Annotated in this window: 20 protein-coding genes; 7 read left to right on the top strand and 13 right to left on the bottom strand. The window is 49.3% G+C overall.

Going from position 1 to position 19,226, the window contains the following annotated elements; translation table 11 throughout:
- Positions 1-13 precede the first annotated feature (13 nt).
- A complete protein-coding gene (locus MVG27_RS07655; RefSeq protein WP_297549649.1) occupies positions 14-853 on the top strand; it encodes a gamma-glutamyl-gamma-aminobutyrate hydrolase family protein in 840 nt (279 codons plus the stop codon).
- Here MVG27_RS07655 and MVG27_RS07650 read toward each other — a convergent pair.
- Positions 783-1,622 carry a radical SAM protein gene (locus MVG27_RS07650; protein ID WP_297549647.1) on the bottom strand — a complete coding sequence of 280 codons (840 nt, stop codon included), beginning with the start codon at positions 1,620-1,622 and terminating at the stop codon, positions 783-785. The genes MVG27_RS07655 and MVG27_RS07650 overlap by 71 nt on opposite strands.
- A gap of 57 nt (positions 1,623-1,679) precedes the next feature.
- Here MVG27_RS07650 and MVG27_RS07645 point away from each other — a divergent pair, with 57 nt between their 5' ends.
- Positions 1,680-2,090, top strand: coding sequence for an OsmC family protein (locus MVG27_RS07645; protein ID WP_297549662.1), 411 nt, complete (start codon positions 1,680-1,682; stop codon positions 2,088-2,090).
- Between the two features lie 42 nt (positions 2,091-2,132).
- On the opposite strand, the gene MVG27_RS07640 is transcribed toward MVG27_RS07645, so the two are convergent.
- The 4 genes from MVG27_RS07640 to MVG27_RS07625 form a co-directional block, all read right to left on the bottom strand.
- Positions 2,133-2,699: a GMP synthase subunit A gene (locus MVG27_RS07640; protein WP_297549645.1), complete on the bottom strand. Its 567-nt coding sequence runs from the start codon at positions 2,697-2,699 to the stop codon at positions 2,133-2,135.
- Between the two features lie 9 nt (positions 2,700-2,708).
- Positions 2,709-3,632, bottom strand: a complete 924-nt coding sequence (gene guaA, locus MVG27_RS07635) for a glutamine-hydrolyzing GMP synthase (protein ID WP_297549660.1) — start codon at positions 3,630-3,632, stop codon at positions 2,709-2,711.
- Between the two features lie 153 nt (positions 3,633-3,785).
- Entirely contained in the window at positions 3,786-4,472 is a 687-nt protein-coding gene (locus MVG27_RS07630) for a M1 family aminopeptidase (protein WP_297549642.1), read from the bottom strand.
- Between the two features lie 46 nt (positions 4,473-4,518).
- The gene (locus tag MVG27_RS07625) at positions 4,519-5,754 is read right to left on the bottom strand and encodes a hypothetical protein (protein WP_297549640.1); all 1,236 of its coding nucleotides are present in this window, start codon (positions 5,752-5,754) and stop codon (positions 4,519-4,521) included.
- A 558-nt stretch (positions 5,755-6,312) separates the two neighbouring features.
- On the opposite strand from MVG27_RS07625, the gene MVG27_RS07620 reads away from it, so the two are divergent.
- From MVG27_RS07620 to MVG27_RS07600, 5 genes are all read left to right on the top strand, one after another.
- Complete coding sequence (locus tag MVG27_RS07620) at positions 6,313-6,975, top strand: hypothetical protein (protein ID WP_297549658.1); 663 nt, start codon at positions 6,313-6,315, stop codon at positions 6,973-6,975.
- Positions 6,976-6,977: 2 nt separating this feature from the next.
- Positions 6,978-7,286: a hypothetical protein gene (locus MVG27_RS07615; RefSeq protein WP_297556458.1), complete on the top strand. Its 309-nt coding sequence runs from the start codon at positions 6,978-6,980 to the stop codon at positions 7,284-7,286.
- Positions 7,287-7,409: 123 nt separating this feature from the next.
- Positions 7,410-7,751 (top strand): hypothetical protein, encoded by a 342-nt coding sequence (locus MVG27_RS07610; RefSeq protein ID WP_297556456.1) that lies wholly within the window; start codon positions 7,410-7,412, stop codon positions 7,749-7,751.
- A 341-nt stretch (positions 7,752-8,092) separates the two neighbouring features.
- Positions 8,093-9,154 (top strand): DUF835 domain-containing protein, encoded by a 1,062-nt coding sequence (locus MVG27_RS07605; protein WP_297549636.1) that lies wholly within the window; start codon positions 8,093-8,095, stop codon positions 9,152-9,154.
- A complete protein-coding gene (locus tag MVG27_RS07600) occupies positions 9,154-9,318 on the top strand; it encodes a hypothetical protein (RefSeq protein ID WP_297549635.1) in 165 nt (54 codons plus the stop codon). The genes MVG27_RS07605 and MVG27_RS07600 overlap by 1 nt, the downstream gene beginning before the upstream one ends.
- Here the strand turns inward: MVG27_RS07600 and MVG27_RS07595 are convergent.
- The 8 genes from MVG27_RS07595 to MVG27_RS07560 all read right to left on the bottom strand — a co-directional run bounded on the left by MVG27_RS07595 (position 9,301) and on the right by MVG27_RS07560 (position 19,186).
- Complete coding sequence (locus tag MVG27_RS07595; protein WP_297549633.1) at positions 9,301-10,818, bottom strand: PEP/pyruvate-binding domain-containing protein; 1,518 nt, start codon at positions 10,816-10,818, stop codon at positions 9,301-9,303. The genes MVG27_RS07600 and MVG27_RS07595 overlap by 18 nt on opposite strands.
- Positions 10,819-10,841: 23 nt before the next feature.
- A complete protein-coding gene (locus MVG27_RS07590; protein ID WP_297549631.1) occupies positions 10,842-12,371 on the bottom strand; it encodes a DUF4932 domain-containing protein in 1,530 nt (509 codons plus the stop codon).
- Positions 12,368-13,945: a DUF4932 domain-containing protein gene (locus tag MVG27_RS07585; RefSeq protein ID WP_297549629.1), complete on the bottom strand. Its 1,578-nt coding sequence runs from the start codon at positions 13,943-13,945 to the stop codon at positions 12,368-12,370. Before MVG27_RS07585 ends, MVG27_RS07590 begins: the two co-directional genes overlap by 4 nt.
- Positions 13,946-14,181: 236 nt before the next feature.
- Entirely contained in the window at positions 14,182-14,775 is a 594-nt protein-coding gene (gene pdxT / locus MVG27_RS07580; protein ID WP_297549627.1) for a pyridoxal 5'-phosphate synthase glutaminase subunit PdxT, read from the bottom strand.
- Between the two features lie 30 nt (positions 14,776-14,805).
- A complete protein-coding gene (gene pdxS / locus MVG27_RS07575) occupies positions 14,806-15,813 on the bottom strand; it encodes a pyridoxal 5'-phosphate synthase lyase subunit PdxS (RefSeq protein ID WP_297063386.1) in 1,008 nt (335 codons plus the stop codon).
- A 110-nt stretch (positions 15,814-15,923) separates the two neighbouring features.
- Positions 15,924-16,760, bottom strand: a complete 837-nt coding sequence (gene nadC / locus MVG27_RS07570; protein WP_297549625.1) for a carboxylating nicotinate-nucleotide diphosphorylase — start codon at positions 16,758-16,760, stop codon at positions 15,924-15,926.
- Positions 16,761-16,818: 58 nt separating this feature from the next.
- The gene (gene nadA / locus MVG27_RS07565; RefSeq protein WP_297549623.1) at positions 16,819-17,727 is read right to left on the bottom strand and encodes a quinolinate synthase NadA; all 909 of its coding nucleotides are present in this window, start codon (positions 17,725-17,727) and stop codon (positions 16,819-16,821) included.
- Between the two features lie 61 nt (positions 17,728-17,788).
- A complete protein-coding gene (locus tag MVG27_RS07560; protein WP_297549621.1) occupies positions 17,789-19,186 on the bottom strand; it encodes an L-aspartate oxidase in 1,398 nt (465 codons plus the stop codon).
- Positions 19,187-19,226 lie beyond the last annotated feature (40 nt).

The following is a 19,226-nucleotide window of genomic DNA, read 5'->3' as shown; positions in this document are numbered from 1 at the left end:
CATAGGTGGTGGTATGAAACCCCTGATAGCCATAATCAGTTCTCCTTGGAGCGAGGCCGTTTCCACTGGGAGGGCACACATAAGGCGCATTATAGAAGCTGGCGGACTTCCAGCAGTTTTCAGCGCAGAGATAGAACCAGAGAACATTGTTGAAATAGTAGATGGAATCCTCCTCATAGAAGGTCCAGACGTTCACCCACGTTTCTACGGCGAAGACCCCTCACCAAGTCTGAGAAACGTTGACGTTCTTCGCGACGAGTTTGAGATTGAGCTGGTGAAACTGGCCGTTGATGCAAACATTCCGGTGCTCGGCGTCGGAAGGGGAATGCACGTAATCAACGTCGCCCTCGGTGGAACGCTTTACCAAGACCTCTACGATATCCCAAAGGCTATAAAACACGACTGGAGCTTCGAAACCACTAGACCCGAACAGAAACTTCACACGGTCAGGATAAAGGCGGATTCAAGGCTCTACTCAATCCTGAAAGAAACCCTGAACGTCGAGGGAACGAATGAGGCCTGGACGTGGGTGAACAGCTTCCATCACCAGGCCGTGAAGCGCGTCGGTGAAGGCCTCAGGCAGGTCGCCTTTGCCGTTGATGGTCTAATTGAGGCCATTGAAGGTAAGGAGGGCTTTATCATCGGCGTCCAGTGGCAACCGGAGCATTTACCTGAGATGTTGCCCCTTTACAAGGCCCTCATCGAGGCTTCAATCAAGAAACACGAGGAAACGGACGAGATGAAGAGGCGCGAGATAGAGGCAGAAATCCGGGAAGAACTCGCTAGGGAACAAGGTGAGAACCATCACAGCTCGGAAACGAGCGATAGCCTTCCCGACACGACCCAAACGTGATCCCTTTCTCGGTTATCTTTTTCTCTGCCTTGCGGAGGATTTCAAAGCGGACTTCCCTTGGGAGGTAGTGGTACCCCCCAATCTTCTCGCCCCTCTCGTATAGTGGCCACAGCCTCTCCATAAGCTCCGGGAACTTGGCGAACATCCTCTTCTTCGAATCGGGCCTGAGCTTTAGCGTCGAAACCGTTATGTGGCTCACGAAGCTTAAAGCGTCGAGCGTCTCCTCAAAATCTTCCCAGGTGTAGAAGGGGATTATTGGGTCTATCCTGGCGTAAACGGGGATTCCGACTTTCCTTGCCTTTCTGAGCGACATTATTCTGGCCTTTGGAGACGGTGCGTTGGGCTCAAGGAGCCTGGCTTTCCGCTCGTTGACGGTTGTGACGGTTATTCCAACGGCACAGCGGAGTTCGCTTAGAAGGTCGAGGTCCCTTTCAAATATGTCCGATTTCGTCAGGAGGAGACATCTCACGTCGTAACGTTTGAAAAGTTCGAGCACTTTTCTCGTTATTCCAAGCTCCCGCTCGATTGTCGGATACGGGTCGGAGGAGTAGGAGAGGGCTATTATGTATCTCCGATCAAACTTCCTCAGCTCTCGCTCGAGCTTTGGAAGAAGGTTTTCCTTCGTTCTCACCCGGAATGCGTTTGGGATATAGCTCGTTATGTAACAGTAGACGCATGCGTGGTCGCAACCGGTGTAAACGTTTAGCGTGTACTTGAAAGGACACGTGCAGAGCTTTGACTTCCAGGGGTCGAAGGGACGGATGTACATGCTTGGGATTATGAAAAGGGATTTTAAAACCCAAACGGTATGAACTACGGTGATGGCATGACCGTTACGGGGCGCGTTAAGTGGGTTGAAAACATGCAGTTCGTCGGTTCCCTGGAGGACGGCGGATGTTCTATAATCCTCGGCGATGGGGGAATCAGCCCGATGAAGCTCCTCCTTCTCAGCGTCGCTGGATGTACTGCCTACGACGTGGTCATGATTCTCAAGAAGATGCGCGAGCCGATTGAGGGTTTGGAAGTCGAGATTTCCGGAGAGAGGAGGGAGGAATACCCAAAGGTTTACACAAGGGTTCACATCCATTACAGGATTTACGGAAACGTTAAAGAGGATAAGGCAAAGCGCGCTATAGAGCTCAGCCAGAACAAATACTGCTCCGCGTCTGCTCAGGTTAAGCTAAGCGGTGCCGAGTTGACTTACTCCCTTGAGGTAATCAAGGGCGATGATGAATAAATCCGTTGCGGAAAGGTGAAGAAAGGACCGACTAGCTGAGCCTTAAAGCTCCCCGCAGAGCTCCGCAAAGTTCCTGTAGACATCTGCTCCTCGCTCGGTGTGGGAAACCTCGGGGTGGAACTGGACGCCATAGATTGGAAGGCTCTCGTGCTTCATGGCCTCAACGGGACAGGTCTCGCTCCTGGCCAAAAGCTTGAAGCCCGGTGGGAGTTCCTTAACCTCATCCATGTGGCTCTCCCAGACCTTCAATTTCTTTGGAAAGCCCTTGAAGAGGTCGTTTTCCTCGATTATTTCAATTTCGACGAGGCTGTATTCCGCTTTATCACCCCTTCCAACCTTCCCTCCAAAGTACCTCGCTATGAGCTGATGCCCGAGGCAAATTCCCAGGATTGGAACGTTGAACTCGTCGTAGTGCTCAAGAATCGCCTCGCAGTTGCCCGTTTTGTTTATATCCGGCCCGCCCGAGAAGATTATGCCCTTTGGATTCAGCGCCTTGATTTCCTCCAGAGGGGTGGTGTTTGGTATTATCTTCGCCTCAACGCCGAGGTATCTAAGGGTCCTCCAAATCCTATGGACGTATTGGCCTCCGTTGTCCATTATAACTATCATGCAATCACCTCACTCGAACTCTATCGTCGCAGGAGGTTTGTTGGTTACATCGTAGAGCACCCTTCCGACCTCGGGAATCTCGCTCGTAATCCTGAATGCTATCCTCTGGAGCACCTCAAAGGGAACATCCATCGCGTTGGCGGTCATTCCGTCGAGGCTCTCAACAACGCGAACGGCTACTGTTTCCTTGTAGGCCCTTATGTCGCCCTGCACTCCAACGGTTTTAACGCCGAGAAGAACCGCGAATGCCTGCCAGGGCTTTAGCCCGGCCTTCTCGATTTCCTCCTCGACTATTGCGTTGGCCTCTCTGACTATTGCAATCTTCTCCGGTGTCACCTCGCCGAGGACCCTAACTGCTAACCCCGGCCCGGGGAAGGGCATTCTATTGTATATCTTCTCCGGCAGGCCGAGTTCCCTGGCCAGCTCGCGAACCTCGTCCTTGTAGAGGTCCCTCAGCGGCTCTATGAGCTTGAGGTTGAGCCTCTCTGGAAGACCGCCGACGTTGTGGTGACTTTTGATTTTCCCCTTGCTCTCAATCCAGTCGGGAGCGATGGTTCCCTGAATTAGAAAGTCGGCGTTTATCTCCTTCGCAACCTCCTCGAACACCTCGATGAAGACCCTGCCGATTATCTTCCTCTTCTCCTCCGGGTCGGTAACACCTTTCAACGCCTCAAAAAAGCGCTCGCTGGCATCGATGTAGTGGATGTTGAGACCCAACTCGTCGCGGAAGGTCTTAACGACGAACTCTGGCTCACCCTTCCGCATGAAGCCTGTGTTAACAAAGACTGCGTGAAGTCTATCACCTATCGCCCTGTGAGCTAGAACCGCAGCTGTTGAGCTGTCAACACCACCGCTGAGCGCTATGATAGCCTTCCCGTCACCAACCGTATTCCTAATCTCCTCGACTTTCTCCCTTATGAAGTCCTCCCACATGGGCACCACCTTTTACATTAGCCCGGAAAAAAGACTTTATAAATTTTGACCACTTAAACATTTTTGTGGTTATTACATCGTGTTCCAAAATCCCAAGTGTCCGCTCAAAGTCCAAAAAGTTTTCATCAAGGGAGCAAAAATAGGAAAGAATGCCTACGGCAAACCGGTGCTCGTTGTCAAATTCTGGAAGAGCTCCCTGACGGGCTTTCCGGAGTTCCTTTCCAGGATTGCCACAAATCCATTGAGATCCCCTTCCCTGAACCTGTACTCCTCGAAAAACTCCCTGAGGGATTTGTAGAACGCTTCTCTTCCTGTAAACTTCTCAAGTTTCTCGAGAACCAGTGCTCCTTTGTACGATGCAATGGCATAATAGCGGTTGATGTCCATGCCCCATATTTTCCAGACCCCGGTTATGGGAAGGTCTCTCTTTCCGTAGTCCGTCTCCCTGTCGTACACGGAAATGTAGTAGTTCCTTAACGCGATGTAATCTTCCTCCGAAACGTTCTCGGCATATTTCAAGGAGAAGTACGCCGGAAAGGCAAAATTGAACCAGACCTGGCTTTCGTTTGAAACGAATACAACAGTCCCGGGAACCCACCAGTGCGCCACCTCGTAGGAATAGCCGTATTTGTAGCGTACGGGATTGTAAGAGTACGCCAAGACGTCAAACATCTCGTTCGATATGTTTATTCCTCTAGGATAAACGACCTTGACTCTTCCGTACCCAGGCTTTCCAAAATGCCTCATCCCAAAGCCTAAAATTTTCTCGGTGAGGTTTGCGTATCTCTTCGCGGTTTCGTCATCAATTCCCATGTAGTAAACCGTCAGACGACCGTCCATCAGCTCAATTCTCTTAAAGTTCCCGACGAAAACCGGGATTACCCCGTTAAAGCCGTGCGGAAACGTGATTCTCCATACTCCCGGGGCGATCTCTTCCCCCCGGGCCTATTACGGTTCCCTTGTCTGTTTTGACCCTGACTGTGATAACGTGAAAGAGTTCAAGGGAGTTCAGCATAGGTCTCAGGAATTCCATCTTTAGAAACGCCATGTCCTCTGTAATCTGCCCCTCAATGTAGCCCCTTTGGGGCGCGATTTTCTTCATTGTTGAGTAGTCGCCGATGTATTTTATCCCCACGCTCCCGTTTTTGAAGTCTCTCAGGGGAATGACCAGCGTGAAACCCTGGACGAATCCAACGCTCCTGTTGTCAACGTTGATGTCCTCAACTTTGAGCCTCGGCATTCTCCAGAAGTAGACGTAGGACTGTGATGTAATGTTATCGTAGTCCACAACTGCATCGAACTTTCTCCTCTCTAAGCTGATGTTCATGTCAATTGTTGTCACTCCAATCCCAGCAGTCCCCTCAAGGGCAGTGGCAAATTTCATGAAGTCACTCCAGTTGATTTCCGGGATCCCGCCCGTTTTCAGAACCTTAACGAGGGCCAGCGGGCCGTACTCGTCGGCGATGTACTCCATCAGGTCGTTGGCCTCAGCGAACAGCACTGCGTTGTATCCGCCCCGAAGGTTCAGGGACTTCAACTTATTCAAGCCCACGTATTTCTCCATCTTTTCATGAGGACCCACTGGTGTTCTCCCAGCATCCAGTGCCCCAAACCCAACGGCGATGATGTCTGGGAGCTTCTTTCCGGCGGCATATTCAAGGAGCGCCGAGTCGACGTCGAGGATAGAGTATACACCCGTTTCGTTAATCAGGGCGACGTGGATTTCCTTCTTTTTGTAGTTCACGAACCAGAGGACTTTCCTCCCGGTGATGTTTTCTAGAGCTTTCTCCGATGGGTAAAGGTATATTTTCGCTTTTTGGGGTCTGGTCCCAAAGAGCTTAGAGTAGCTTTCATAGACACTGTCCGCACCAAGGAGGAGTATGTTGAGCTTTGACTGGAGTATCGGGTCGTCACGAACCTCTTTTGGATAGTAGATCTCGAAGTATTTCGTCGAGTTATGGTACCAGTCTCTGTAAACCTGAATGCCAAAGGAACCTGTGTTTTCCGGTATTGGTGAGGTTTTTGTCTCTGTGGATGTCTGTTGGGAGGTCGAGATGCATCCAAGTGTAGAAGTTAGAAGAGCTATAATCAATAAGAGTCCAAGAATGGTTTTTCTTCTCATGAAGTTGGCCTCCAGCTAGGTTCTATTACTTTGTGAAGTGCATTTTATACTTGCGTCTTTAAATAGCTTTTTACTGGACAAAAGAACATACTCTAGTTTTGTCTATTCTGAATTACAAGCTCTTCGAGAACAAAAGAAAATTGAATACCCAGAAAGCGTCGCGTAACGTTGACGTTTTTCATTGGCTATACTTAAACACCACTCTGCCCTTCGATAGATCGTCGATGTGGTAATTCCCATCATGTGAGCAATTAGCATTCTAATGATTTCTCGACTTCATAGAGCGAAGTGAAGGGTATCTCGTTGTCGGCTACCTCAGGTGGGCTCCTGCAAAGGAAACGCGGGATTCTGTCCAGTTTAAAACTCCAGGTAAAAGCCCCACCTCCGTTAGATTTGAAAAAAGCCGTTGCATACTCATGTTTTCCTCACTCCCTGGAAACTCTCACAGGTTTCACAACTTTTAGGTTTTATGTCAACAACATAGATGCCCTATCAATTAGCATTAAAAGACAGGAAATGCATTTATAATCCAAGGTGAAATATATGTAGGTGGTTCTTATGAACGCCCCAAAAAGTGCACTTCAACTACTCCCAGAGGGAGGGGTACTATCCCTAATCCAAGCTGACCTTGGATCCAATGGAGAACTGTTCTCTTTGATGATTCTTAGAGATCTTCTCGAAGAAGGTGAGAATGTTTTTATGTTTTTATATGAGCCTTTTAGAGTATTTGAAAGCAATTCCAAAATGATTGGCCTTAACGTCAAAGAATACCTAGGGAAAAATTTTCACGTTCTAGACGCCTTTGGAAGCGTGTATAGTATTCCAAGAAATGAAAATGGAATCTACCAACTTTCTGGATATTTAGATGATTCAGTTTTTGTTATAAAACTCAAGGAATGGGGAACAAAGATACTCGATTCTAAGGAGTGGGATGGGCTTTGGATATTCACATACACTTCCACTGGAATTTGCAAGCTGTTTAGAAGACCATATTTAGTTTATAGAATGATATGGGCGATGAGAGAATTGCTTCTTAGTAAAGTAAAAACTAATGGGACAATTCTCACACTCTCTCAACCAGAATGCCCTGAGATAAGCAATATTGCCTATGTCACATCAGATGTAGTTATTGAAACTCACGTAATCGACGAGGAAAGAGTTGGCATAGTCACCAAAGGACCCAACGAAGGGAAAACACTAACCCTGTTTGGAGGTAGTTAGGAATGTTGTCATGGGAAATTCCAGAACTTGATAAAGAGCTCGGAGGAATATTAAAACAGTCCTTTATCCTTATTCACGAGGTTGATCCACGAGCTAGAGGAAAGGATATACTCCTCCACATACTAAGAGAAAAACTCAAAAAAGATAATCTTGTAGGATACTTTAACATCTCATATCCCCTACACGTTCTTATGCGAGCATTTGAAACATCAGGTATAAATGCGAGAGAGTATTTGAAACGAGGAAATTTCACAATAATAGATACCTTTGGGAGTTTTTATGACGTAATCAGTGATCTTGAGGGGATATAGTACCTTAAGGGTTCTATTTCCGCAGAAGTCTTACCAACAAAGTATGTTGAAGTTGTAGAAGCACATAAAAAAATATGGGCAGAAAGAGGACTGTTCAAGGGAAGAGAGCTCTACGGATTCACTATGGATGTTTCGGACTACATAGAGATCCTAGGTGGTGAGCTTGAAACACTAAGGTATCTTGAAATTTCAGCGGAATTAAGGGCTAAAGCACGGGCTTATCGGGAGTATCCCAAGGGGACTAATTTCTGGCTGTGGGGGCCAAAAGAAAGCTCCCAAGTACTTGCTTCCGTGTACAGAAGGGCAACTTATGTTATTCGCGTTAGGAGTGAGTTGAATGGCATGGAAGTTGTAAGATACCTTGAAATTCTTAAAGCCCCAGATCTCAAAAGCAGAATTATAAAATTCAAATACCATTTCAAAAATGGCGTTCCAAAGTTAGAAAAGTTGTCCTGTGATCAATAAAAACTAAAAACAATTAATGTTGTTACACAATAGGGGGTAAACCCCCCTGTAATTTCAGCCTATTTTTATTCGAGCCCAATTAGGGATTACAACTATCTGATTCTCAACATAGAGCCCTGATTTTACCATTGACTCTATTATGTTCATAGAGAAAAAAGGGGTTTTAAATTTTTCGGATATCTTCCAATGGATTAAAACAATTGCACACAGCTGAGCCTTTTGCTAAAGGTTGAAAGTGAAACTTAAAATTAAAAATTTGGTATAAAAATCGAATTCCATATTCTCACCACAAGGGCGTAAGGTTTTAATTGGAAATCTGTTTAGAGGCAAATGGTGATCGAATGAACTTACTGGGAGCTTCTCAGTTTCTTAGTTTCTCCCTAAAAGTAACAGCAGGTATACTTCTGCTCACAGGCTGGAAGAAATACAGAAGAAAATCCCTCCTTTTCTGGTCGTTTTTCTTCTTGACGTCTTCTCTTTCTATAGTTTCAGAATTTCTAAATATCAACTGGGGTGTCCCAATTTTTCAGGCAGTTGGTGTTTCTTTTTTGGCAGGTGGTGTTGTGACGTTATTTGACGAAGAGGCTCTAGGATTTCCCGTACGCGCACTACGAATTGTAGCGTTAAGTCTGCCCTTTCTAGTTTCAGCCTACGTCGTTGTCTATTCAATGGTAAGTCCAATATCTAGGCCTATGTACCTCTCATATGGCATTACTGGAATCTTCTATACTTTTGCAGGTATTTTCTTGTGGGGTATTAGAAAGTTTTATCCAAGGTCAGGAACACTTCTAAGTGCGGTTATAACTGCCCATGGGATACACAAAATGGACTATCCATTTCTTCGACCTGTTGAATGGTTTGCCCCGATAGGATTTACCCTGGGAGCAATCTTAAACGTTCTTGAGGTTTTCGCATTCTTTGATATAATATTCTCGGAAAGATTCAAAAACCTTAGAAAAACAGAGAAACCCGAAGTTATTCGAGAGGGAGTTTTTATTGTATCGCCAGAAAAATTTAAAGCATATGCTAATGCTCTTTCAAATTTCCCAGTTTTAGCGTTTAGTCGAAAAAGTGAGCTTCCTGAGAAATGGGAGGTCCACTTATTAACAATGATAGATCATCCTGGAAACATAAGACCAACACAGCTCCATAAAATAATCGAACGAGCCAGAGGTTATCTCAGAGAGGCATATCTTGAAAACGTCACGGGAGTAGTTATTGTAGATGGGCTTGAGTATCTTCTGATGTATAATGATTTCCGATCAGTTCTAAAGTTTCTAGCAACTTTGTCTGATTACATGGCATTCTACAGAGGTATGCTACTTCTTATCTTAGATGAGAGAAGTCTTGAAAAGAGACAGGTTAAAATCCTAAAACAAGTTCTAAACATTGGTGAGACCTAATGATGTTGACGATCAAAAAGAAGGGATTCATAGATGAGCTCCCAGAGATCGTAGAGGACGCAATAAAAACCTATGGAATCAGACTAAGGAAAATAGAAATTGAAGAAGATGAAAAGGGGTGTTATACCATTCTGATCACTTACGATTCAGAATTTCGCCCCTGAGTTATTTTGGATACCAAACAAGAGAGCTGGGATATCATTTACCCTTTCGTCAGTGTAGTTGATGAAGACCTTGAGAATGCGGTAGATTTCAAAGAGTCTTCTCTCCTCCTCGCTTCGCGGTCTTTTCCCTTTCTCGGCCCTTGAAAACACGTCAACAACGTTGAACTTCTCGGCAAGAATCCTAGGCGTTTCCTCTTCCATGAGATCGTTTATGAAGTGGTATATGTTGAAAGCTCTCTCCTGGTCCGTGGAATAAAACCTCCTGACGAGTGAAAACGCCTTGAGGATTACCTCCTCTAGCTTCTCCGGCGAGAGCTCTTCAAGAGCCTCCACGTACTCATCTCTAAGCTCCCTTGTAATTTCGTCTTCCTTATAGCTGGCTTTCCAGAGCTCAAACTTTCTCAGGACTTTCCTCGGGTTTCTCACGTAGACAACTCCAGCACTCCCATTAACGATTACCTCATCCCTGTCCCGTATTGCCTCAACGTCAACTCCAACGACACAGGGAATTCCAAGTTCCCTCGCGATTATCGCCGGATGAGAGAGAACGCTGTCCACTTTCGTAACTATTCCAGAGGCCTTCGCGAAGAGGCCGTAATACTCGGCATGAAGAACGTACGTCACAAGTACTCCCCCTTCAGGGAATAGCTTTTCAGCTTCCTCGGGTGGCTGGTCATCGAGGACAAAGTAAGCCCTTCCCTTCGCCTTTCCGGGACTTGCTGGAACCCCCTTAAGGGGATACCATTCCTCCAGTCCTTTGGCTTCCTCGTGCTTTTGTGCCAGAACCGTTACGTCCCTCGACTGGAGGAGCCAGAGGGTTTCGTCATAGGCCCACTCGATGTCCTGGGGTTTGCCAAAGAGTTCCTCAACTTCAAGACCAATCTCCACCAGTTCTCTCATTAGAGGGTCTTTGACTTTAGAGGGGTCGCGTGGGAGAATGAGGCGCTCACCACTTGATTCTCCACTCACGAGTTTCTCAGGGGAGCCTTTGACGAACTCCGCGAGAGCGTTGTGAGGGTCGCTTGGAGAGCGCGTGAAGAGTACACCGGAGAGTTTTGGGCTTATCTGCCTCTGGACTATGACCGCCATCTTTACATCTCTTTTAATTCCAAGGTGTTTCATGTACTCCTTCACGCGCCTTGACTGTGCACTTCTAAAGACCCGCTCAATCGCTTTGATTAACTCATCGAAAGAGTTCACGTTGGTTACGCTTTCAAAAACACCTGCAAAGCTTGCCTTTTCGCTGTCCTCAACGGTGGCAGAGCTTCTCACAACTACGGGAAACCTGCCTTCAAGGACGTAGGGAGATTGAAAGTATTCCCTGATTTCCTCAATAACGTCCTCTGGTAGGCTTCTGGTTTCTTTCCAGAGCTTGTAGGCCTTCGTGGTAACCACAAAACCTTCCGGAACGTTGAAGTATCTGGTTAAGATGGCCAGACGATGGGCTTTCCCGCCGATTTCTTCTATTGAGCCTCCCGCGGAGAGCGAGCGGACGAACATATCTATCACCTCGAAAAGTGTGCTTATCCAAAAGCGACTGCCCGCTTAAGATTCGTCAGGTAGATGAAGTAATGATAGTTCAGCAGATTTTCATCTCCGCTTTTGGAGGGCCTTCTTTTGAACACGTCCGGCGTTCCCGCAATTAATAGGACGAATCCTTTCCCCTCTGGATTCCTAAGGGCCTCAACAAGGAAAACTCCCTTGGAGTACTCGACACCATCGAGAACGATGGAATTGTTCCTTATCTCCACGTACCTGTTGAGCTTCCGGACGAGGGAAGAGTTTAACGGCGCGATTACAATAAGGTTGCCACTTTCGAGTTTCTCTGTAAAGCTTACCTTAAAGCCCGCCTTTCTGAGGGTCTCAAAGTAACTTCTCACATACGTGCTCTCCGAGAGGTTTGGAGAATACACCTTAACGCCCTTCGTTTTAAACGCTATGAAAACCATTCTGATTGTTGGCTCCGGTGAAACGTTCCTCCAGAAGTCCTCCCTATACCAGTTTCCCATTAGCCTTGCAAGTTCGGGCATGAAGCTCTCAAAGGTTGGGTATTTCTCCCGGTTAGGCAGGTAGTCCGTTATGTAAGCCCTGTAAACCCTTCCAACAAGGTAAAACCCAAGGGCTTCTTGGCTCTTTATGAACCTCTCAGCGCTCTGGTTTCCCTCCGTCTTGAGGATGTAGTAAGCCTCAAACGCCCTCACGAGGGTCTCGTCAAGGTAGGTCTTCCAGCTCGAGTATCCCATGGAAGTCATGATATTCCTTACGGGGGAGAACATTTTCCTGTACCCTTTAAACTCCCTGTAGTGCCTGTCCACAGCTGGATTAACAAAGCTGTGGGCGAGCTCGTGGGCGGAGGCACCGCAGTATGATGTAGTCTCATTGGAGACTGAACAGATGCCAATAAAGGCGTAAACCGTATTGTTCTTCCAGCCACTGTAGCTGTAGTACATCTCAAGGGGCTGGAGAATGAAAACCCAGCGCTTTTTCTTCTCTCCAAAGAACATCTCCTCAAAGTGAGGAAGGCTAAGAACATCGGAATTCTCCTTTAAAAACAGTCTTATCTGTTCCTTGTAAAAATCTCGATGACTCTCGTAGAAGGTTGAAAAGTTCAATTCTCGGGCGAAATCTTTTATCGCTATGGAAAGCTCGTTGAGGAGCTTTTCGTTTCCATGGACTCTTCTCACAATATAAGGGCTCCACTCCGTTGAGTTCAGCTCAATTGCAAACTTGGAGATGGCGTCGTACTCTAAACCCTCTCTCAGGGCTTTTTTGGCGAGAAGTATCGCTCTGTGGTTCTTGTATGGAGAGAAGTAAGACTCAACTTCTTGAGAGTAGGGAGTAACGTTGCCGGAGTTCCAGCCCGCGAGGTGGAAAACAACATCCGTCAGCTCGATATAGGGATTTATCTCGATGCAGACACTGTCGTTGCATTCAACCACAGGCGAAAGGTCCAGTTGGAGAGTAGTCTTCTCACCCGTACTATGGTTGATGAAATAATAAGCAGGGAGAACCAGGAGGACAATAACCATTAAAAGCGCCCAAATCCTCCTCATCTCTCACCGCCCCTCTCAATGTAAAATCCAACTTCTAGGTAATTCCTTCCGATGATGGTGTAACTCTCCACTCTGCCTTTGCGGATTACCTCCCCCATCAAGGATTCGTCCGTTCCGGCGATTACGGTGATGTACGTGTCACTATTCCAAGGGTTCTTTATGGTCTCTATGAGGCCCCATTGGGACGGGACCGGAGCGTTCAGCGGGAGTGAAATCACGGATTCGTTGGTTATCTTGAAGGCAAAAAACTTGCCCACGGAATCATTGCTCCGTCCAAGTGTCCACGAACCGTTGAAGAGGAACTTCACCGGCAGTCTGTCGTTGAGCCTTTCAACGAGTTCGTTCGTCTCGGGAGTGCCGATGAGGATTAAGTTGGTTTTCATGTCATCAGGAGTCAGTTCATCGACTTCCTTCAAAACAATGGAGGGAGCCTGCCCGTATCCTTGAAGGTAGCCCCGCTTGAGGGTCTTTTCAAGGAATTCCGCCAGAGCCTTTTCGCTTCCAGAGGTTCCGTAGACTATCACCACTTTTCCATTGAAGAGTATGCTGTTCGTCTCATGAACCCACGTGACCGGAGTAACCTCCCAGTAGAGGGCACTCACGTTTTCTGGAGTTGCCCACTCTGCCATGTGCCTCGCAAAGATTGGGGCGTATTCCGACACCTTCATTCCGGATTTTTCCATGTGACTATACTCCTCAAAGAACTTGGAGAGCGGGAACAGTGGCACCGACATGGTAAGCCGGTAAAGGGTAACGTAATCCTCCGGTATCCCGCACTTCAGCCCTATGTACTCGGCCACGCTTTCTGTGAAGAGCTCATCGAGGTAGTTGTAAAAGGTCCCGTAGTGATCCACATCATAACTGGTTGTGAAGGGCAGTTCGCTTCTAATCTCGTTCAGGTAGTAACTCATGTTCCTAAAAAGCTGAAAGTTTTCCTTCAGAAAATCCTCCACGAATGGGTGTGCAAACTCATGGAGTATTACAAGAGCCAATTCATGAGCTTTAGAGGGGTCCATATCTCGGGGGATAAACCCAATGTAGTACACGGTCCCGTTCTCACCAACACTGTGGGGATGTATCCTCAACGAATACGATGCCTCAACCCTGAACCTTGTGTAATCCCTCCCGAAGAGGTGCCAGTACCACCGGGGTGCCCGGGAGAGAATCTTGGAGAGGTTTGAAATCGAGCGCTCATAGTCCTTCAGATGCGCCCGATAGAAAGCCTCAAAGTTGCTCTCCCTGGCGAACTCCGCGAAAAGCCTCAAATCGAGACCAAGGGCAGTGTCGTTGGTGATATTCCCGAGGTAATTCAACTTGGCTAATCTCGTGCTCAGGGCCATTATTGCTTCGTCCCTTGTATAAAAGGGGAGTGAAGAATTGAAAGTCTCCCGCACGTCTTTAACGGCCTCGCTATCTTTGTATGGGGCGAAATACGTCAGGGCATCCTTGATGTAGCTGGGAGGGGCCATTATAAAGGGGTCGCTTCCATTGAAGGCAAGAATATAAATCACCGCAAACAGCTCCAGATTTGGGTTTATCTCGACGGTAAGTACCGAGGTATTCGAGGTCTCCACCCTGGACACCGCTGGGGTGCTTGGAGCCTTGCTCGTCATTTTCGATTTCTGGGTGGAAGTCGTCCCTGTTAGACACCCCGAAGCCAACACAATCAAAATGATGATTAATAGAGCAAGTACGGATTTTCTCAGAGTCCTCATGGTATCATCGAAGCAAAAATAGATGAAGATGTATAAATATTTTTGTTCGTAAGTTCAATTTGCAAAACTCTCAAAAGTTAAAATAAAAAGTATTCTCACAGGGCCTTCTTCAAAAAGTACTCGTGAACCCTCGTGTCGTCGGTCAGCTCCGGGTGAAACTCAAGGCCGATTATGTTGTCCTGCTCCACACCTACAACCCTGTCGCCGAGCCACGCTATCGGCTTTACCCTGTCGCTCAAAAGCTCGACTATCCTCGGGGCGCGGATGAAGACACCCGTGAAGGGCTCGTCGCTGAAGGCGAGCCTTATCGGCGCTTCAAAGCTGTCCACCTGCCTGCCGTAGGCGTTTCTGTTCACCTTAACGTCGAGGAGCTCAAGGAACCTCTGCTCTGGAGTGGCACCGATAACCTCCTTCGAGAGCATTATCAGGCCTGCGCAGGTGCCCATTATCGGAAGGCCCTCTTCGCCGAGCTTTCTGACTGGCTCAAGGAGGCCGTTCTTGACCATCAGACGCGAGATGGTGGTGCTTTCTCCACCGGGGATTATGATTGCGGAAATCCCCTCCAGCTGGTTTGGCTTCCTGAGCCAGATTACCTCCCCGGAGACGCCGAGGTTCTCCAGGGCCCTCCTGCTCGCCTCGATGTGCTCGCTGACGTCCCCCTGGAGGCCTATGACGCCTACCTTGACCATTTCAATCCCTCCAAAAGAGTAAGGAAGGGCTCAGACGCCCCTCTCCTCGAGGCGGACTTCAAGCTCCTCAATGTCCTGTCCGCGCATGGGTTCGCCAATGTCCTTGCTTATCTCGACGAGGACGTCCGGCTCGTCCCAGTGGTTTACGGCCTCAACTATTGCCCTCGCCATCTTCTCCGGGTTGGAGCTCTTGAAGATTCCGGAACCAACGAAGACACCGTCCATTCCCATCTGCATCATAAGTGCCGCGTCCGCTGGGGTGGCAACACCTCCGGCCGCGAAGTTCACAACCGGAAGGCGACCGAGCTTCTTAATCTCCAGAAGAACCTTGTAGAGGCCCTCAACTATCTCGCGGTAGGTGTAGTGGCCGTAAATTGGCTCGTTCTCGAGAACCTTCGCCGGAAGTCCTGCTATCTCCTTGACGTTGAGGGCGAGCCTCAGGTAGGGCTCGGCGAACTTCTCGGCAACGCCGTAGACCTGCTCGTCGGTCATGGCCTGTATCTGCCTTATTCCCTCCGCAACGAGGCGGACGTGTCTGACGGCCTCAACGATGTTTCCAGTTCCGGCCTCGCCCTTGGTTCTTATCATTGCGGAGCCTTCCCATATCCTCCTGACGGCCTCGCCAAGGTTCCTCGCACCGCAGACGAATGGAACCTTAAACTCGCGCTTGTCTATGTGGAAGAACGGGTCGGACGGAGTTAGAACCTCGCTCTCGTCAATCATGTCAACGCCCAGTGCTTCGAGGATTCTCGCCTCGGCGACGTGGCCAATCCTCACCTTCGCCATAACTGGAATCGTTACAGCATCCATTATCTCCTGAATCTTCTCTATCGGGGCCATCCTGGCAACGCCACCGGCCTTTCTGATATCTGCCGGAACCCTGTGGAGGGCCATCACCGAGACCGCTCCAGCCTCTTCCGCAATCCTCGCCTGCTCGGCGTTGGTGACGTCCATAATCACGCCACCCTTGACCATCTTGGCGAAGCCCCTCTTGAGCCTCTCCGTTCCCTTAGCCTCGATAACCTTCAACTTGTTCATCTTCACCACCTCATTTAGATGAACGTCTCAGTGGATTATAAGCCTTGCCACCACCAATGCAGGGTTTTCGTAAAAAATGTTCAAAGAACGTCATGGAAAACCGAAGGAGTTCACTCAACCCTACCAAGGATTTCAAGGCTCACGTCAAAGTTCCTGATAGAGTGCGTCAGATAGCCGAGACTTATGACATCAACGTCGAGCTTCGCGTATTCCTCGATGTTCTCGGGCGTTATTCCGCCGGAGACCTCGATTTTCACCCTATCACGGAGGCCTTCGCGCTTTAAAGCTTCTATAGTCTTCGCTATCTGCACAGGCGTCATGTTGTCGAGCATCACAACGTCGGCCCCAGCTTTAACGGCGTTAAGAGCGCCCTCAAGGCTCTCGACTTCAACTTCAATGACCTTGTAAGCGCTGAAGGCCTTTGCCCTTTTTATCGCCTCCCCCAGCGGGACCAAGGCGAGGTGGTTGTCCTTGATTAGTATCGCGTCGCTAAGCGAGAAGCGATGGGGCTCGCCACCTCCGATGAGGATTGCCCTCTTGTCTATCGGTCTCAGCAACGTCTTCCTCGTTCCCGCGATTTTAACCTTCGGATTGACGGCTTTAACCCTCTCAACGAGCCTCCTGACTTCCGTTGCTATTCCGCTCATCCTTCCCATCACGTTCAAAGCCGTCCTCTCAACTAGCAGGATGGCCCTTGCATCGCCCTCAAGTTCAAGAATGACGTCGCCCCTCCTAACTTCCTCGCCGTCGCGCTTTTTAACCTCGACTTTAACGCCGAAGTGCTCGAATAGGGCTTTGGCTTCCTCAACGCCCGCTATAACACCTTCTTGTTTGGCCAAGACAACGGCCTTTGCCCTGACACCTTCCGGAATAACAGCCTCGCTCGTGATGTCCCCAAAGGGAGCGTCCTCCTCGATGAACTTAAGGAGATATGAAAACGGAACCATGAACTTTCCCTCCGGGCTTAACAAAAACCCTCAAATCTTTCACTCCGGGCTTAGCAACTCAGCTCATCTCAAGCATTCTCTCGATGGCTTTCCGGGCTTTTTCGGCTATCTCTTCCGGAACCTCTATGGCGTGCTTCATGTCGCGGAGGGACTCGTAGATGTGGTTGAGCGTTATCGCCTTCATCCCGATGCAGGTCGCGTCTTCCCTCGCGGGGTGGAACTTTATGGAGGGATAGAGCCTGCTCAGCCGGTAGACCATCTCCCTCTCGGTGAAGACGACCCACTCATCGTGTTCGGGGGCGTGCCTTATCATTCCGCCCGTGGAGACGATTATGTCGGCTTTCTCCTGCACTTCCGGCTCGCACTCCGGGTGAACCATAAGCTTGGCGTTTGGATAAAGCTTCCTCGCGCGCTCCACATCCTCAACGGTGAACTTCTTGTGGACGTAGCAGTGTCCGTATTCGGGGACGGGTATAACCTTCTTCCCGGTCTGCTTGGCCACGTGGTAGGCGAGGTTCTTGTCCGGGCCGAAGATTACCACATCGGAATCGAGTTTCGAGACGATTTTGACTGCGTTGGCGGAAGTGACGGTTACATCAGCTAAAGCCTTCGTCTCGGCGGAGCTGTTGACGTAGAGGACCACTGGAGCATCTGGATACATCTTCTTCGCCTCGAGGATGTGCTCCGTCCTGAGCATGTTGGCCATGGCGCAGGTTGCCCTTCTCGTCGGAAGGAGAACCGTCTTTTCGGGGTTCAGGATTTTGGCAGTCTCGGCCATGAAATCAACACCGGCGAAGACTATCACATCTGCATCAACGTTGACGGCTTTCCTCGCGAGTTCGAGGCTGTCCCCCAGAAAGTCGGCTATGTCCTGAACCTCAGGCAACTGGTAGTTGTGGGCCATGATTATCGCGTTGCGCTCCTCCTTAAGCCTCTCAATTTCCGCTATTAGCTTCTCATTTTCCATGCTCTCACCCCTTCAGCGGGGGTAGAAGAGGGGAATTAAAAGGGTTTTTGGACACCTTTGGTTAGAGTCTGCACCTCCCGTCGAAGAGGCTCGGCCTCTCGAAGGCCTTTCTCATCTCGGGAAAGTCCTCGCGGTAGTGGCTTCCCCTGCTCTCCTCTCTGGCCAAAGCGCACTCCAGAACACCTCTGGCCAAGAGCTTCAGCCTCGGGTCGGCCTCGATTCCCTCCAGTTTTTTCAGACCGGTTCTAAGGCCCTCGCCACTCCTGACGATTCCGGCGTGGTTCCAGAGGAGCTCCCTGAGGGACTCAACGTCCCCGGGTTCATAGCCGTGGTAAGCCGGCTCCTTAACTTCCCTGCACCTCGGCTTTTCCCTCGCTATAGTTCTAGCCACCTCCAGGCCCGAAACAATGCACTCAAGGAGCGAGTTGCTCGCCAGCCTGTTTGCACCGTGGAAGCCGTTGCTCATGGCTTCGCCTATCGCGTAGAGGTTTCTAATCCCCGTTCTGTACCAGAGGTCAACCGCTATTCCGCCCATGGTGTAATGGGCTATCGGAGAGACCGGAATTAAGTCCCTAGAGGGGTCGAGGCCGTCCTTCCTCAGGAAGGCGTATATCTGGGGGAAGCGTCTCTTGAAGTTTTCAATCGAACGGGCATCTAGGAAGACTCTCTTTCCGGACTGCATTTGCCTGTATATGGCCCTCGCCACAATGTCCCTCGTCGAGAGCTCGTTAACGAAGCGCTCGCCGTCTTCCGTTACGAGTTTCGCCCCGGCACCGCGAACAGCCTCGCTGATTAGGAAAACGCCCCTCCTTCCTATGTAGCCCGTTGGGTGGAACTGGACGAACTCCAAATCCCTTGCCGGGGCGCCCTTCATGACAGCATCTCCTATGAGCAGACCTGTGTTCGCTGGAGAGCCAGCCGTAAACCTGAAGAGACCGGAAAAACCGCCCGATGCAACAACCGTTGCGTCGAAGTGGAGGAATTCCCCGTTGACGAAAAGGCCGTAGGCCTTTCTCCTCTTCACCGCGAGCTCCTCGACGTGGCCCTTAACGAAGTTCACTCCAAGTTCTCTGGCGCGGAGGTAGAGGAGCTTTGTAACGTGCTTCCCCGTCTCGTTCTTTATCGTGAAGACCCTGTGGAAAGAATGTCCCCCCTCGGTTTCGCTCGTCTCGAACTTTAAGCCAAGGGATATCAGAAAGTCATAGGCCTCACTTGCCTTGGAGATTATACTCCAGACGGTTTCGCGGTCGTTGAGGTACTTTCCGGCCTTGATTGTATCCAAAACGTGGGCTTCAAGGGAATCCCCATCGAGGAGGGGAAACGCAATCCCCGCTTGGGCAAGGTATGAGTTGCTCCTCCTGATTCCGGGTCCAATGACAGTGACTTCGAAACCCCTTTTGGCCAGAGCTATGGCAGACGTCAGGCCGGCTATCCCGTCGCCAGCGATTCCAACTCTCATCTCACCACCGGAGGATAAAGAAAAGGTGGGCTTAAACGAT

Origin of the sequence: Thermococcus sp. (assembly GCF_027011145.1) — an archaeon.
GTDB lineage: Archaea > Methanobacteriota_B > Thermococci > Thermococcales > Thermococcaceae > Thermococcus.
This window is presented reverse-complemented; position numbering and strand designations above follow the sequence as displayed.